This is a genomic window from Limnohabitans sp. Rim28, assembly GCF_000293865.2.
Lineage (GTDB): Bacteria > Pseudomonadota > Gammaproteobacteria > Burkholderiales > Burkholderiaceae_C > Limnohabitans_A.
On the sequence record NZ_ALKN02000009.1, the window covers coordinates 19477 to 34756 of the forward strand.

General features: G+C 59.4%; 14 protein-coding genes. 10 read left to right on the forward strand and 4 right to left on the reverse strand.

The features are described 5' to 3' along the window. Positions 1 to 113 precede the first annotated feature (113 nt). The 4 genes from acnB to B472_RS11215 are packed head-to-tail and all read right to left on the reverse strand — an operon-like array spanning position 114 to position 5510. Positions 114 to 2705 (reverse strand): bifunctional aconitate hydratase 2/2-methylisocitrate dehydratase, encoded by a 2592-nt coding sequence (gene acnB / locus B472_RS11200; protein ID WP_019427012.1) that lies wholly within the window; start codon positions 2703 to 2705, stop codon positions 114 to 116. 32 nt (positions 2706 to 2737) lie between these two features. After that, entirely contained in the window at positions 2738 to 3502 is a 765-nt protein-coding gene (locus tag B472_RS11205) for a hypothetical protein (RefSeq protein ID WP_238147436.1), read from the reverse strand. Continuing rightward, positions 3499 to 4530, reverse strand: coding sequence for a CoA ester lyase (locus tag B472_RS11210; protein WP_116798667.1), 1032 nt, complete (start codon positions 4528 to 4530; stop codon positions 3499 to 3501). Before B472_RS11210 ends, B472_RS11205 begins: the two co-directional genes overlap by 4 nt. Next, on the reverse strand, positions 4527 to 5510 hold the full coding sequence (locus B472_RS11215; protein WP_019427015.1) for a malate dehydrogenase: 984 nt from the start codon (positions 5508 to 5510) through the stop codon (positions 4527 to 4529). Before B472_RS11215 ends, B472_RS11210 begins: the two co-directional genes overlap by 4 nt. Before the next feature lie 236 nt (positions 5511 to 5746). On the opposite strand from B472_RS11215, the gene B472_RS11220 reads away from it, so the two are divergent. The 10 genes from B472_RS11220 to leuB all read left to right on the forward strand — a co-directional run bounded on the left by B472_RS11220 (position 5747) and on the right by leuB (position 15244). Continuing rightward, entirely contained in the window at positions 5747 to 6532 is a 786-nt protein-coding gene (locus tag B472_RS11220) for a GntR family transcriptional regulator (RefSeq protein ID WP_026039547.1), read from the forward strand. 128 nt (positions 6533 to 6660) lie between these two features. Next, a complete protein-coding gene (gene sdhC, locus B472_RS11225) occupies positions 6661 to 7092 on the forward strand; it encodes a succinate dehydrogenase, cytochrome b556 subunit (protein ID WP_019427017.1) in 432 nt (143 codons plus the stop codon). Positions 7093 to 7127: 35 nt separating this feature from the next. Next, entirely contained in the window at positions 7128 to 7496 is a 369-nt protein-coding gene (gene sdhD / locus B472_RS11230) for a succinate dehydrogenase, hydrophobic membrane anchor protein (RefSeq protein ID WP_019427018.1), read from the forward strand. 51 nt (positions 7497 to 7547) lie between these two features. Continuing rightward, positions 7548 to 9353 (forward strand): succinate dehydrogenase flavoprotein subunit, encoded by a 1806-nt coding sequence (gene sdhA / locus B472_RS11235; protein ID WP_019427019.1) that lies wholly within the window; start codon positions 7548 to 7550, stop codon positions 9351 to 9353. Positions 9354 to 9415: 62 nt separating this feature from the next. Then, the gene (locus tag B472_RS11240; RefSeq protein ID WP_019427020.1) at positions 9416 to 10120 is read left to right on the forward strand and encodes a succinate dehydrogenase iron-sulfur subunit; all 705 of its coding nucleotides are present in this window, start codon (positions 9416 to 9418) and stop codon (positions 10118 to 10120) included. Continuing rightward, positions 10120 to 10428: a succinate dehydrogenase assembly factor 2 gene (locus tag B472_RS11245; RefSeq protein WP_019427021.1), complete on the forward strand. Its 309-nt coding sequence runs from the start codon at positions 10120 to 10122 to the stop codon at positions 10426 to 10428. Before B472_RS11240 ends, B472_RS11245 begins: the two co-directional genes overlap by 1 nt. Positions 10429 to 10470: 42 nt before the next feature. Continuing rightward, entirely contained in the window at positions 10471 to 11769 is a 1299-nt protein-coding gene (locus B472_RS11250; RefSeq protein ID WP_019427022.1) for a citrate synthase, read from the forward strand. Positions 11770 to 12045: 276 nt separating this feature from the next. Beyond that, positions 12046 to 13467, forward strand: coding sequence for a 3-isopropylmalate dehydratase large subunit (gene leuC, locus B472_RS11255; protein ID WP_019427023.1), 1422 nt, complete (start codon positions 12046 to 12048; stop codon positions 13465 to 13467). Between the two features lie 20 nt (positions 13468 to 13487). After that, on the forward strand, positions 13488 to 14141 hold the full coding sequence (gene leuD / locus B472_RS11260) for a 3-isopropylmalate dehydratase small subunit (protein WP_019427024.1): 654 nt from the start codon (positions 13488 to 13490) through the stop codon (positions 14139 to 14141). 17 nt (positions 14142 to 14158) lie between these two features. Further along, entirely contained in the window at positions 14159 to 15244 is a 1086-nt protein-coding gene (leuB, locus tag B472_RS11265; protein WP_019427025.1) for a 3-isopropylmalate dehydrogenase, read from the forward strand. Positions 15245 to 15280: the final 36 nt, after the last annotated feature.

Below are 15280 nucleotides of genomic sequence, written 5' to 3' on the forward strand. Positions count from 1 at the left end.
AGCGTAGCCCAAGTGGAGGAACACTGGTCATTGATCCAGAGGTCGTCCCCACTGTGCTCACCAACGCAAACGGCCCCGAAGGGCCGTTTGTGCGCTCAGCGTGGGACCTTCGCTTACGCCGTCACACCCTTGGCGTTCTCCACGTACTCTTCAATCTGGTTGAAGTTCAGGTACTTGTATATCGCCGCGTTGTCCTTGTTCACGATGCCCATGGCTTCGTGGTACTCGGCCACAGTCGGGATGTGGCCCAGCTTGGACGCGATCGCCGCCAACTCGGCGGAGGCCAAAAACACGTTGGTGTTCTTGCCCAAACGGTTGGGGAAGTTGCGGGTGCTGGTGGACACCACCGTGGCGCCTTCGCGCACTTGGGCTTGGTTGCCCATGCACAGCGAGCAGCCGGGCATTTCAGTCCGGGCACCGGCGGCGCCGAAGTTGGCGTAATGGCCTTCCTTGATCAACTCGCTCTCGTCCATCTTGGTCGGTGGGGCGACCCACAGCTTGACCGGGATGTCGCGGCTGCCGCCGAGCAGCTTGGCAGCTGCGCGGAAGTGACCGATGTTGGTCATGCACGAACCGATGAAGGCTTCGTCGATCTTGGTGCCGGCCACATCGGACAAGAACTTGGCGTCGTCCGGGTCGTTGGGGCAGCACAGGATCGGCTCTTTGATCTCGTTCATGTCGATCTCGATGACGTGCGCGTACTCGGCGTCCTTGTCGGCTTCGAGCAGGTTGGGCGCGTCGAGCCAGGCCTGGACCTTCTCGATGCGGCGCTGCAGCGTGCGCTTGTCCTCGTAGCCGTTGGCGATCATGTTTTGCATGAGCACGATGTTGGACTTCAGGTACTCCTGAACCGGCTCTTTGTTCAGCTTGATCGTGCAACCCGCGGCCGAGCGCTCGGCGGAGGCGTCGGACAATTCAAACGCTTGCTCGACCTTCAGGTTGGGCAGACCTTCGATTTCCAAGATGCGACCCGAGAACTCGTTGATCTTGCCGGACTTGGCCACGGTCAGCAGACCCTTCTTGATGGCGTACAAAGGAATCGCGTGCACCAAATCGCGCAGGGTCACGCCGGGCTGCATGTCGCCTTTGAAGCGCACAAGAATAGACTCAGGCATGTCCAAAGGCATCACGCCCGTGGCCGCGCCAAAGGCCACCAAGCCCGAGCCTGCTGGGAAGGAAATACCGATGGGGAAACGGGTGTGCGAATCGCCACCGGTACCGACGGTGTCGGGCAAGAGCAAGCGGTTGAGCCAACTGTGGATCACGCCGTCACCGGGGCGCAAGGACACGCCGCCGCGGTTGCTGATGAAGGCCGGCAGTTCGCGGTGGGTCTTGACGTCCACGGCCTTGGGGTAAGCGGCGGTGTGGCAGAAGGACTGCATGACCATGTCGGCGCTGAAGCCCAGGCAGGCCAGGTCTTTCAACTCGTCGCGGGTCATGGGGCCGGTGGTGTCTTGTGAACCCACGGTGGTCATCTTGGGTTCGCAGTAAGTGCCGGGGCGCACGCCCTGGCCTTCTGGCAAACCGACCGCACGGCCGACCATTTTCTGGGCCAAGGTGAAACCGGCCTTGGTCGATGTGGGCACGGTGGGCAAGCGGAACACGGTGGAAGCGGGCAGACCCAAGAACTCACGCGCCTTGGCGGTGAGCGAGCGGCCAATGATCAAGTTGATGCGGCCGCCAGCGCGCACTTCGTCAAACAGCACATCGCTCTTGAGCTGGAAAGTGGTCACGGTCTCGCCGTTCTTCACGATCTTGCCTTCGTAGGGCAAGACGTCAACCACATCGCCCATGTTCAAGCCCGACACGTCGGCTTCGATGGGCAATGCGCCGGAGTCTTCTTGGGTGTTGAAAAAGATGGGGGCGATTTTGCCGCCCAAAGTCACACCGCCAAAGCGCTTGTTGGGCACAAAGGGAATGTCTTCACCAAAGCCCCAGATGATGCTGTTGGTGGCGGACTTGCGGCTGGAACCTGTGCCGACCACGTCACCCACGTAAGACAGCAAGTGGCCTTTTTTCTTGAGCTCTTCGATCATGGCCATGGGGCCACGCTTGCCGTCTTCTTCGGGCTTGAACGGTGCGCCTTCGCGGGTGTTTTTCAACATCGCCAGGTAGTGCAGCGGGATGTCGGGGCGGCTCCAGGCGTCGGGCGCGGGCGACAGGTCGTCTGTGTTGGTCTCGCCCGGCACCTTGAACACGGTGATGGTGATTTTTTTCTCGACTTCAGGGCGGCTCGTGAACCACTCGGCCTCGGCCCAGCTTTGCATGACTTCTTGGGCCTTGGCGTTTCCGGCCTTGGCTTTTTCGGCGACGTCGTTGAAAAAGTCGAACATCAACAATGTTTTCTTCAGAGCTTGAGCGGCTTCAGTGGCCACTTCGGCATCGTCGAGCAACTCGATCAGCGGGTGCACGTTGTAGCCGCCCACCATGGTGCCGAGCAACTCGGTGGCCTTGGCTTTGGAAATCAAGCCCACCTTGATTTCGCCATGGGCCACAGCGGCCAAAAAGGAGGCCTTGACCTTGGCAGCGTCGTCCACGCCCGGTGGCACGCGGTGGGTCATCAAGTCCATCAAAAACGCCTCTTCGCCAGCAGCGGGCGCCTTGATCAACTCGATCAATTCGGCGGTTTGCTTGGCATCCAAAGGCAGGGGCGGGATGCCCAAAGCAGCGCGTTCGGCGGCGTGTTCACGGTAGGCTTTCAACATGGTTTTTCTCCGGTAAGTCGAGGTTTCAAGGGTTATCGCCCCAAGCCTTTGGTGTCGATCAGGCTGGGCGGGGGATTGGTTTTCATGGTTTCGGCATAGGCCAATTGATCAGGATGAGCGCACTCATCCGCCAAACGTCGGCCCCTTTTCTGATCCATCAGCATGGATTTGTTGGCCAACTGGAGCCAAACAGCACCTGCTTTTTTGTCTTCCAGTCGCAAGGCTCCAGTGCTGGTTTGAACAGGGAACATCCGGTACCTGAAGCCTTTGCCATGCACATGGAAAAAACCAGGCTGGGTCGCATCGGCTTCGATGCGAACGCTGGCACCCAGCTCGCAGGGCAAGTGGCCTTGGTGAATTTGCTGAGCGATCAACAACTCGGGGGCGACGGCGGGCAACACCTTTGTTTCTGGGGGTGTTGCAGGCGTCAATTCGATGGCATGCGCTGGCTGCGGGTGAACCACAGCATCGGGCTGCGCAACCGCTGCGGGCACAGCAATGTCAGCGCCCGCAGGGGTGTTTGACACCAGCAAAGCGGCAGAACGGGCTGCAGCTTGGGCCGCAGCTTGGGCCGCCGCCATGGCTTGCAATTGGGCTGTGGTGTCCGCGGAAACGGCACGTGGCAAAAGCTTGTTTTGGGGTGCCGCCGTCGATGGCTTGCTGTGGGCTTTGGCTTGAGGTTTGGAATTGGACTTGGCCTGCGCCTGAGATGGACTCTGCGCCCCAGCGGGAAGGGTCAAAACCACCACCCAAGAGAGCATGCAGCCAAACCCACGAACCCAGGAGTGCCATCTCATTTTGCACCCCCGCTGGCCGAAGAAGCATCAAAAAACATCTGCACCTCAGGCGCTAAAGAACAACCTGTCTGGTGAGCGCGGGTGATCAGTTGCCAAAAAAATCGGTAACTGGCGCGGTCGTGTAATTGACCCGCGTGGCTGATCGGGGCCCAATCTGCCGCTTGGGCGGCCAAGATGATCCGGCAAGCTTGCTCAATCTGCGCCTCACTGGGTGCCATGGCCTCCAGAATGGGGCGTATCTGATCGGGGTGAATGCTCCACATGCGGGTGTAACCCAACTCTCGGGCTGCTTTTTGAGCAGCCACGCGAACCGCATCGGTGTTCTTGAATTCGGTCACCACGCAATGCGAGGGCACTTTGCCATGGGCATGGCAGGCGCTGGCGATCTCGAGCTTGGCGCGCAGCACCAGCGGATGGGTGAATTGCCCCTCAATGCCCATGCCATCGGCTGGGATGGCACCACCGTGCGCAGACACAAAGTCCATCAAACCAAAACTGATGGACTGCACACGGGGATGGGCCGCAATGTCAAAAGCACGGTGCACGGCAGCGGGCGATTCGATCAGCACATGCAAGGGCAAATCAACGGCTCCTGCCGCTGTCAAAGCCTGCTCGGCCGTGTGCACATCGGCCACCGACTCGACTTTGGGCACCATGATGTGCGTCAAGCGGTTGGCCGCGCGGCCTGCAATGGTGGCCATGTCGGCCTGAAAACTGGGGTGATCAACGGGATGGACGCGAACGCCCACGCGGGCCTTGGGTGCTGCGCCTGCAGCCAACTCAGTGACCAGCGCAGCATGCTCGGCTTCTGCGCCCACAGGCGCGCCGTCTTCACAATCTAAAGTGACATCAAAAACGCAAGTGCCAAACTCTTGCGTCATGTCGGCTTGCAGCTGCAAGCTTTTACGCATCCTCGCCTCCACCCCGCTGTAATGGTCACAAACCGGCAGCTGAACGCTTCCGGCTTGTGCTCCCAACAGGACGTCGCGAGGATGGCTCACTGAGGGTCTCTGAAGAATGGCGATCAGATCAAGTGGGCCACGCCAGCTTGCTCGTCGGTCAACTCTTTCAGTGTCTTGTCGATGCAGCCTTGGCTGAAAGCGTCGATGTCCAGACCTTCCACCACTTTGTACTGGCCATTTTCGCAAGTGACAGGGAAGCCGAACATGACGTCCTTGGGGATGCCATACCAGCCTTGTGACGGAATGCCCATGGTGACCCACTTGCCGTGGGTGCCCAGAGCCCAGTCGCGCATGTGGTCGATGGCGGCGTTGGCAGCCGATGCGGCCGAAGACAGGCCACGCGCCTCGATGATGGCCGCGCCGCGCTTGCCCACGGTGGGCAGGAACACGTTGGCGTTCCATTCCTGGTCGTTGATCATGGCCTTGACCGACTCGCCCTTGATGGTGGCGAAACGGTAATCGGCGTACATGGTGGGCGAGTGGTTGCCCCAGACGCACAGTTTTTCGATGTCGGCCACGGCTTTACCGGTTTTTGCAGCGATTTGCGACAAAGCACGGTTGTGGTCCAAACGCAGCATGGCGGTGAAATTGCCGGGCTTGAGGTCGGGCGCGGCTTTCATGGCAATGTAGGCATTGGTGTTGGCGGGATTGCCCACGACCAGCACTTTGACGTCACGCGAAGCCACGGCGTTCAAGGCCTTGCCCTGCGCGGTGAAGATGGCGCCATTGATGGCCAGCAACTCGGCACGCTCCATGCCGGGGCCGCGTGGGCGCGAACCGACCAGCAAAGCGTAGTCCACGTCCTTGAAAGCGGTCATCGGGTCGCCGTGGGCTTCCATGCCGACGAGCAATGGGAAGGCGCAGTCTTCCAGTTCCATCATCACGCCCTTGAGCGCTTTTTGCGGGCCTTCAACAGGCACTTCCAGCAATTGCAGGATGACGGGCTGGTCTTTGCCCAGCATTTCGCCGGAGGCGATGCGGAACAACAATGCGTAACCGATTTGACCTGCTGCGCCGGTAACGGCAACGCGGACGGGCTTTTTCATGTGGAGAACTCCGAGAGGTTGAAAACAAGGGTTGCAGTCCATTGCCAACAATCGTGTCGGCAGGGCCATCCGGCAGACCGGATACACGCCAGTGATCCATTGAAAGAGGTCACGGCGCAAGCAAACAGCCGCTGAGTGTACCCGCGAAAACTCCAAATCGTCAATTTGTCTTATGTCTTATATAAGATATGATGCTTCACTTGATTTGCAACCGGCACGCACGCCTTGCTTTTTCCATGAACAACCCCATGACTTTGAACGAAGCACCCGCTGGAGCGACCGAACCATCGCTGGCCACCCCTGCTTTCAGCCCGCTTTACCAGCAGATCAAAGGTTTGATCCTGCAAAGTCTCCAAGCCCGTGAATGGAAGCCCGGCGAATCCATCCCCAGCGAAATGGAATTGGCAACGCGCTACCGCGTCAGCCAAGGCACGGTGCGAAAAGCCATCGATGAATTGGCCAGCGAACACCTGCTGATCCGCAAACAGGGCAAGGGCACCTTTGTGGCGACCCATGCCGAGCATCAGGTGCAGTACCGTTTTTTGAAACTGGTTCCCGACCAAGGCGACCTGAACACCGAAGGGCCCGCCCAACGCCACATCGTGGACTGCAAGCGCCTGAGAGCCACGGCCGAGATCGCCCGAGCTTTGGCGCTGCGCTCGGGGGATACCGTGCTGCAAGTCAGGCGTGTTCTTTCGTTTGCAAATGTACCCACCATCTTGGAAGATTTGTGGCTGCCCGGCGCGCCCTTCAAAGGTTTGACCGCCGAAAGACTGTCGGGTTACAACGGCCCGATGTACGCGCTTTTTGAAACCGAATTTGGTGTCCGCATGGTGCGGGCCGATGAAAAAATCAGGGCCGTTTTACCTGACAAAACGCAAAGGGAATTGCTGCATTTATCGACCCACACGCCCCTCTTGAGCGTGGAACGCATAGCCTACACCTACAACGACACGCCGATGGAGTTGCGACGCGGCTTTTACCGCACCGACACACACCACTATCACAACGCATTGAATTGAAAGCAGCACACGACCCACAAAAATGTTCAAACTGTCACTGAAATGCTCATGTCAGTTTGCTGCGTTGCAATAGAATCCATCGGTTTGTTATCCATGTCACGAACGCGTTACACCCAGAAAGTACACACATGACTGAACTCGCCCGCAAGCGGCCTGAATTCCGCAACATCAACGCCCTCAAAGACCTGCCTACTTACCGCCTGCCTGCCGCCGGCATCGTGTCCATCTTGCACCGCATCAGTGGTTTTTTGATGTTTGTGCTGATGCCCTTGATCATCTGGATGTTTGACCATTCCATCACTTCAGAAATTTCGTTCGCCAAGCTCTCCGCCGCCTTCAGTCTGGGCTTCGGCTTTGTGCCTGGCTGGTTCTTCAAATTGGTGGCTCTGACACTGATCTGGGCTTATTTGCACCACTTCATCGCGGGCATTCGCCACATTTACATGGACGCATTCCATGCCGTGAGCAAGGAATTCGGTAAATCTTCAGCCGTGGCCACATTGGTGTTGAGTCTGGGCTTGACCGCCGTGTTGGCGGCCAAGCTGTTCGGCTTGTACTGATCTCGCACCCCACCATAACAACAAGGAATTGCAACATGTCGTCTGTGAACTACGGCTCCAAACGCATCGTGACCGGTGCTGGCTACGGCTTTCGTGACTGGCTGGCCCAACGAGTGACTGCCGCCCTGATGGCTTTGTTCACTGTGGTCTTGCTGGCCCAAGTGATCTTCACCTCCGGCCCCATCGGCTACGAAGAATGGGCAGGTATTTTTGCCTCACAGTGGATGAAGGTCCTCACTTTCTCCGTGATCATCGCTTTGCTCTACCACGTCTGGGTGGGCATGCGCGACATCTGGATGGACTATGTCAAACCCTTGGCTGTGCGCCTGGTTTTGCATGTTTTCACCCTGGTTTGGCTGATCGGCTGTGCTGGTTGGTCTGTTCAGGCCCTGTGGCGCCTTTGATGCGTCAGCCCTCATTTTCATTGCGCTGAAACCACACCTACCCATTTACCCATGAGCTATACCAAAGACAAAATCACCACCCGCAAGTTTGACGTCGTGATCGTCGGCGCCGGTGGTTCGGGCATGCGTGCCTCGCTGCAGCTGGCCCGTGCTGGCCTCAATGTAGCTGTCCTGTCCAAAGTGTTCCCAACACGTTCACACACCGTGGCCGCCCAAGGCGGGATCGGTGCCAGCTTGGGCAACATGTCCGACGACAACTGGCACTACCACTTCTACGACACCATCAAGGGCTCCGACTGGCTCGGCGACCAAGATGCGATCGAATTCATGTGCCGCGAAGCGCCCAAGGTCGTGTACGACCTGGAGCACATGGGCATGCCGTTTGACCGCAACCCCGACGGCACCATCTACCAGCGCCCATTTGGCGGCCACACCGCCAACTACGGTGAAAAGCCTGTGCAACGCGCTTGCGCTGCCGCTGACCGCACCGGCCACGCCATGCTGCACACCCTGTACCAGCAAAACGTCGCGGCCAAAACCAGCTTCTTTGTGGAGTGGATGGCGCTGGACCTGATCCGCGACGCCGAAGGCGACGTGGTGGGCGTGACAGCCTTGGAGATGGAAACCGGCGACCTGCACGTCTTGCACGCCAAGACCGTGCTGATGGCCACCGGAGGCGCAGGCCGCATTTATGCCGCTTCCACCAACGCCTTCATCAACACCGGTGACGGCTTGGGCATGGCAGCGCGCGCTGGCATTCCTTTGGAAGACATGGAATTCTGGCAATTCCACCCCACAGGCGTGGCGGGTGCTGGCGTGCTCTTGACCGAAGGCTGCCGTGGTGAAGGCGCCATCTTGCTCAACAGCAATGGCGAACGCTTCATGGAGCGCTATGCACCCACCCTGAAAGACCTGGCCCCACGCGACTTCGTGTCGCGCTGCATGGACCAGGAAATCAAGGAAGGCCGTGGCTGCGGTCCCAACAAGGATTTCGTGTTTCTCAAACTCGACCACCTGGGCGCCGAAACCATCCACAAGCGCCTGCCCTCGGTGTACGAAATCGGCGTCAACTTCGCCAACGTCGACATCACCAAAGAACCCATCCCTGTGGTGCCCACCATCCACTACCAGATGGGCGGCATCCCCACCAACATCAACGGCCAAGTTGTGACGCAAAACGCCACCGACCACAACGCCGTGGTCAATGGTTTGTACGCCGTCGGTGAATGCTCTTGTGTGTCGGTGCACGGCGCCAACCGCCTGGGCACCAACTCGCTGCTCGATCTGCTGGTGTTTGGCCGCGCAGCGGGTAACCACATTGTCGACTTCGCCTCCAAAACCAAGTCGCACAAGCCATTGCCCGCCGATGCCGCGGATTACACATTGGGCCGACTGAACAAGCTCGAAGGCCGTGGCGGCGAATACGCCCAAGACGTGGCCAACGACATGCGTGCCGCCATGCAGTTGCACGCTGGCGTGTTCCGCACCCAAGCTTCTATGGACGAAGGCGTTCAAAAGATCGCCGCCATCCGCGAGCGCGTCAATGCCATCGGTCTGAAGGACACCTCTAAAGTGTTCAACACCGCCCGCATCGAAGCCTTGGAAGTGGACAACCTGATCGAAGCCGCGCAGTCCACCATGGTGTCTGCCGCTGCCCGCCGTGAGTGCCGTGGTGCTCACACCGTGAGCGATTACGAGCGCCCAGTGGACGACGCCGTGGCCCCATTGGGACGCGACGATGCCAACTGGATGAAGCACACCCTGTGGCACAGCGCCGACAACAGCCTGACCTACAAGCCGGTCAAGCTCAAGCCCCTGACTGTGGACTCCGTGCCACCCAAGGTTCGCACTTTCTAAACGTTGCTGGGACCGCACACCTTGGGTGGCGGTCCACCCCCGAATACACCAGGAGTTCTTTCATGACCCTACGCACCTTCCAAATCTACCGCTACGACCCCGACAAGGACGCCAAGCCTTACATGCAAACCATCCAGGTCGAACTGGACGGCAACGAGCGCATGTTGCTGGACGCCCTGATGAAGCTCAAAGCTGTGGATCCCAGCATTTCGTTCCGCCGCTCTTGCCGCGAAGGCGTGTGCGGCTCCGACGCGATGAACATCAACGGCAAAAACGGTTTGGCATGTTTGACCAACATGAACACCTTGCCGGGCACCATCGTCTTGAAGCCCCTGCCCGGCCTGCCCGTGATCCGAGACGTGATCGTGGACATGACCCAGTTCTTCAAGCAATACCACTCGATCAAGCCTTACTTGATCAACAGCACCATCCCGCCCGAAACCGAGCGCCTGCAAAGCCCGGAAGAGCGTGACGAGCTGAACGGCTTGTACGAATGCATCTTGTGCGCCAGCTGCTCGACCAGCTGCCCCAGCTTCTGGTGGAACCCCGACAAGTTTGTCGGCCCCGCTGGTTTGTTGCAGGCTTACCGCTTCATCGCCGACAGCCGCGACGAAGCCACCGCCGAGCGCCTGGACAACCTGGAAGACCCCTACCGTTTGTTCCGCTGCCACACCATCATGAACTGCGTCGATGTCTGCCCCAAGGGTCTGAACCCCACCAAGGCGATTGGCAAGATCAAAGAGATGATGGTTCGCCGCGCTGTCTGATGACCGTCACCCCCATCCTGGAAGACGCGTCGCTGGTCGGCGCTGAGCGCCTCTCACCGTTGAGCGAGCGCTCGCTCAGCAAGCTGCGCTGGCGCAGCCGACGCGGTTTGCTCGAGAACGATTTGTTCATCGAGCGCTTCTTCAACCGTCACGCCCAAAGCTTGACGGTTGGTCAGGCCCGGGGCATGTACGTGCTGATGGACTTGTCTGACAACGATCTCATGGACTTGTTGCTGCGCCGAAAGGAACTGCAAACCGAGATCAGCACCGAAGAGGTGCTTGAAGTCCTGAACATGCTGAGAGCGTGAACCCTGATCGGTTCGCACCTGGAAACTTAGAGGAAACCCACCATGAAACTTGCCGATAACAAAGCCACCCTGTCGTTCTCCAATGGCAGCCCCAGCATCGACATGCCCGTGTATTCGGGCAACATCGGCCCGGATGTCATCGACATCCGCAAGCTGTATGGTCAAAGCGGCATGTTCACCTACGACCCGGGTTTCCTGTCTACCGCCTCTTGCCAATCGGCCATCACCTACATCGACGGCGACAAGGGCGAGCTGCTGTACCGCGGCTATCCCATTGAACAGCTGGCCCACAAAGCCGACTTCTTGGACACCTGCTATTTGCTGTTGAACGGCGAATTGCCCGTGGGTCAGCAAAGCAAGGACTTCCACAAGCTGGTGAATCAGCACACCATGGTCAACGAGCAAATGCAGTTCTTCCTGCGTGGCTTTCGCCGTGATGCGCACCCGATGGCCGTGTTGACAGGCCTGATCGGCGCTTTATCGGCCTTCTACCATGACAGCACCGACATCAACAACCCTGAGCACCGCCACATTGCAGCGATCCGTTTGATCGCCAAAATGCCCACCCTGGTGGCCATGGCCTACAAATACGGCGTGGGTCAGCCCTTCATGTACCCGCAAAACAACCTGAGCTATTCCGGTAATTTCTTGCGCATGATGTTTGGCGTTCCGTGCGAAGACTACGTGGTCAACCCTGTGCTCGAACGCGCCATGGACCGCATCTTCACCTTGCACGCAGACCACGAGCAAAACGCGTCGACTTCCACCGTTCGCCTGTGCGGCTCTTCCGGCACCAACCCATTTGCCGCCATTGCTGCCGGTGTGGCCTGCCTCTGGGGCCCTGCCCACGGTGGCGCCAATGAGGCTTGCCTGAACATGTTGGAAGACATCCAGAAGATGGGTGGCATCACCAAAGTGGGTGAGTTCATGGAAAAGGTCAAAGACAAAAATTCCGGTGTCAAGCTCATGGGCTTTGGTCACCGCGTTTACAAAAACTACGACCCCCGCGCCAAGCTGATGCAAGAAACTTGCGATGAAGTGTTGAAAGAACTGGGTCTCGAAAACGATCCCCTGTTCAAGTTGGCCAAGGCTCTGGAAAAAATCGCTTTGGAAGACGACTACTTCGTCAGCCGCAAGCTCTACCCCAACGTGGACTTCTACTCCGGCATCGTGCAGCGCGCCATCGGCATCCCCGTGAACCTGTTCACGGGCGTGTTCGCCTTGGCCCGCACCGTCGGTTGGATCGCCCAACTGAACGAAATGATCAGCGACCCAGAATACAAAATCGGCCGCCCACGTCAGTTGTTCACTGGCTCACCCCGCCGCGACGTGCAGCGTTGATCGGTCAACACCCGAGCCCCGAAAGCCCGCCTTGTGCGGGCTTTTTTCATGGGGAAATTAACCACTTGGTCGGTTGCGGTCCGGGGCTGCCAGGCCGATTTGCTGGCGCGAAGCGACTGATGAGGCCTGGCAGGCCACGGATACGGTCGCTCCAGTCCTTGCTAGGCTGATACTTCGTGAACTCTGCCTGCGCAAAGCTGTAAATGTGAAGAGCAAGAGTGACAAGGCAAGCATGCGAACCGCATAAAATGGCAGGCTGCACAGCAAGGAAACCCCATGGCACGCACGCTTTACGACAAAATCTGGGACGAACACGTCGTCCACACCGAAGAAGACGGCACCTCCGTCCTCTACATCGACCGCCATTTGGTGCACGAAGTCACCAGCCCCCAAGCCTTCGAAGGCATTCGCCAAGCGGGCCGCAAAGTCTGGCGTGTCAGCTCCATCGTGGCGACTGCCGACCACAACACCCCCACCACCGGCTGGGAACTGGGCTACGACGGCATCACCGACCCGATCAGCAAAGAACAAATCACCACGCTGGATGCCAACATGAAGGAGTTCGGCTCTGCCGCCTTCTTCCCATTCCTGTCCAAGCGACAGGGCATCGTGCACGTCATTGGCCCTGAAAACGGCGCCACCCTGCCCGGCATGACCGTGGTCTGCGGCGACTCGCACACCTCCACCCACGGCGCATTCGGCGCTTTGGCCCACGGCATCGGCACCTCCGAGGTCGAGCACGTCATGGCCACGCAAACACTCTTGGCCAAAAAAGCCAAGAACATGCTCATCAAGGTTGAGGGCAACCTGGCCAAAGGCATCACCGGCAAAGACATCGTGCTGGCCATCATCGGCAAGATCGGCACTGCGGGCGGCACCGGCTACACCATTGAATTCGCAGGCTCGGCCATCCGCAGCCTCTCCATGGAAGGCCGCATGACGGTCTGCAACATGGCCATCGAAGGCGGCGCGCGGGCTGGTCTGGTGGCCGTGGACGAGAAAACCATCGAGTACGTCAAAGGCCGTTTGCTCTCGCCCACGGGTGTGGAGTGGGACCAGGCCGTGGCCTACTGGAAGACCCTGCAGTCCGACCCGGGCGCGCACTTTGATGCCGTGGTCGAGCTGGACGCCAGCGCCATCGTGCCGCAAGTCACCTGGGGCACTTCGCCTGAAATGGTGCTGGGCATCGACGGCCACACGCCCGACCCCGACAAAGAAAAAGACGACGTCAAGCGCGACGCCATTGAACGTGCACTCACTTACATGGGACTGCAGCCCGGCAAAGCACTGTCCGACATCACCATCGACAAGGTGTTCATCGGGTCGTGCACCAACAGCCGCATCGAAGACATGCGCGAAGCCGCTGCGGTGGTCAAAAAGCTCGGCCAAAAAGTGGCCAAAAACGTCAAACTGGCCATGGTCGTGCCCGGCTCGGGCTTGGTCAAAGAACAAGCCGAGCGCGAAGGTCTGCACGAGATCTTCAAGGCTGCAGGCTTTGAATGGCGCGAGCCAGGCTGCTCCATGTGCCTGGCCATGAACGCCGACCGCCTGGAGCCCGGTGAGCGCTGCGCCTCGACCAGCAACCGCAACTTCGAAGGCCGTCAGGGTGCGGGTGGCCGCACCCACCTGGTCAGCCCCGCCATGGCCGCCGCTGCGGCTGTGCATGGCCACTTTGTTGACATCCGCAAATTCGCCTGAAGCGCTCGAGGAACCACAACATGCAGAAATTCACCCTCCTCAAAGGCATCGTGGCCCCGATGGACCGCGCCAACGTGGACACCGATGCCATCATCCCCAAGCAGTTCCTCAAGTCGATCCGCAAGACTGGCTTTGGTCCCAACCTGTTTGACGAATGGCGCTACCTCGATGTCGGTCAGCCCGGCGTGCCCGAGTCCGACCGCAAGCCCAACCCCGACTTCATGCTGAACCAGCCGCGCTACAAAGGCGCCAAAGTTCTGTTGGCCCGCAAGAACTTTGGCTGCGGCTCCAGCCGCGAACACGCCCCCTGGGCCATCGACCAATACGGCTTTCGCTGCGTGATCGCACCCAGCTTTGCCGACATCTTCTTCAACAACTGCTTCAAAAACGGCCTGTTGCCCATCGTGCTGCCCGAAGCCGCCGTCGACCTCCTGTTCAATGAAGTGGCCGCCTTCCCCGGCTACGAACTCACGGTCGACCTGGCGCGTCAAGTGGTCGTGCGCCCCCAAGGCGAAGAGATCCCCTTCGAAGTGCAGGCTTTCCGCAAGTACTGCCTGCTCAACGGTCTGGACGACATCGGCTTGACCTTGCGCCATGCCGACAAAATCAAGGCCTTTGAAGCCGAACGCCTGGCCACCAAGCCTTGGTTGGCTCACACCGCCGTCAACGCCTAAAGAACTCTGGAACTTTCATGAAAATCGCAGTCCTCCCCGGTGATGGCATCGGCACCGAAATCGTCGCCGAAGCCGTCAAAGTTTTGAACACGCTCGACCTGAAGTTCGAGATGGAAACCGCCTTGGTCGGCGGCGCGGCCTACGACGCGTTTGGCCATCCCCTGCCTGAGGCGACGCTCAAGCTGGCCATGGCGTCTGACGCCGTGCTTTTTGGCGCGGTGGGCGACTGGAAGTACGACAAACTCGACCGGCCTCTGCGCCCCGAGCAAGCCATTTTGGGCCTGCGCAAAAACATGGGCCTGTTCGCCAACTTCCGCCCTGCCATCTGCTACGAACAACTGGTGGGCGCTTCCAGCCTCAAGCCTGAGCTGATTTCGGGTCTGGACATCCTGATCATCCGCGAGCTCACGGGCGACATTTACTTCGGCCAGCCACGCGGCCGACGTGTGGCCACCGACGGCCACTTCCCCGGCGCCGAAGAAGCCTTCGACACCATGCGCTACGCCAAGCCAGAGATCGAGCGCATCGCCCATGTGGCCTTCCAGGCTGCGCGCAAGCGCAAAGCCGCAGGCTTTGAGGGCCGCGTGACCAGCGTGGACAAAGCCAACGTGCTCGAGACCTTCCAGTTCTGGAAAGACGTGGTCACCGAAGTGGGCCAGCAATACCCCGACATCGCGCTCGACCACATGTACGTGGACAACGCCGCCATGCAACTGGTCAAAGAACCCAAGCGCTTTGACGTGGTGGTCACCGGCAATATGTTTGGCGACATCTTGTCTGACGAAGCGTCCATGCTCACCGGCTCGATCGGCATGCTGCCTTCGGCCAGCCTGAATACCAAGAACCAAGGTTTGTACGAACCCAGCCACGGCAGCGCCCCTGACATCGCCGGCAAAGGCGTGGCCAACCCACTGGCGACCATCTTGTCTGCAGCCATGATGCTGCGCTTCAGCTTGAACCAAGGCGAAGCCGCCGAGCGCATCGAAGCCGCAGTGCAAAAAGTGCTGGCCCAAGGCCTTCGCACTGGCGACATTTACAGCGAAGGCACCACCAAGGTGGGCACCCGCGAAATGGGTGATGCGGTCGTCAAAGCCCTGGGCTGATCAAACTGCGCGAAGGACAAAGCCCGGCACCTGCCA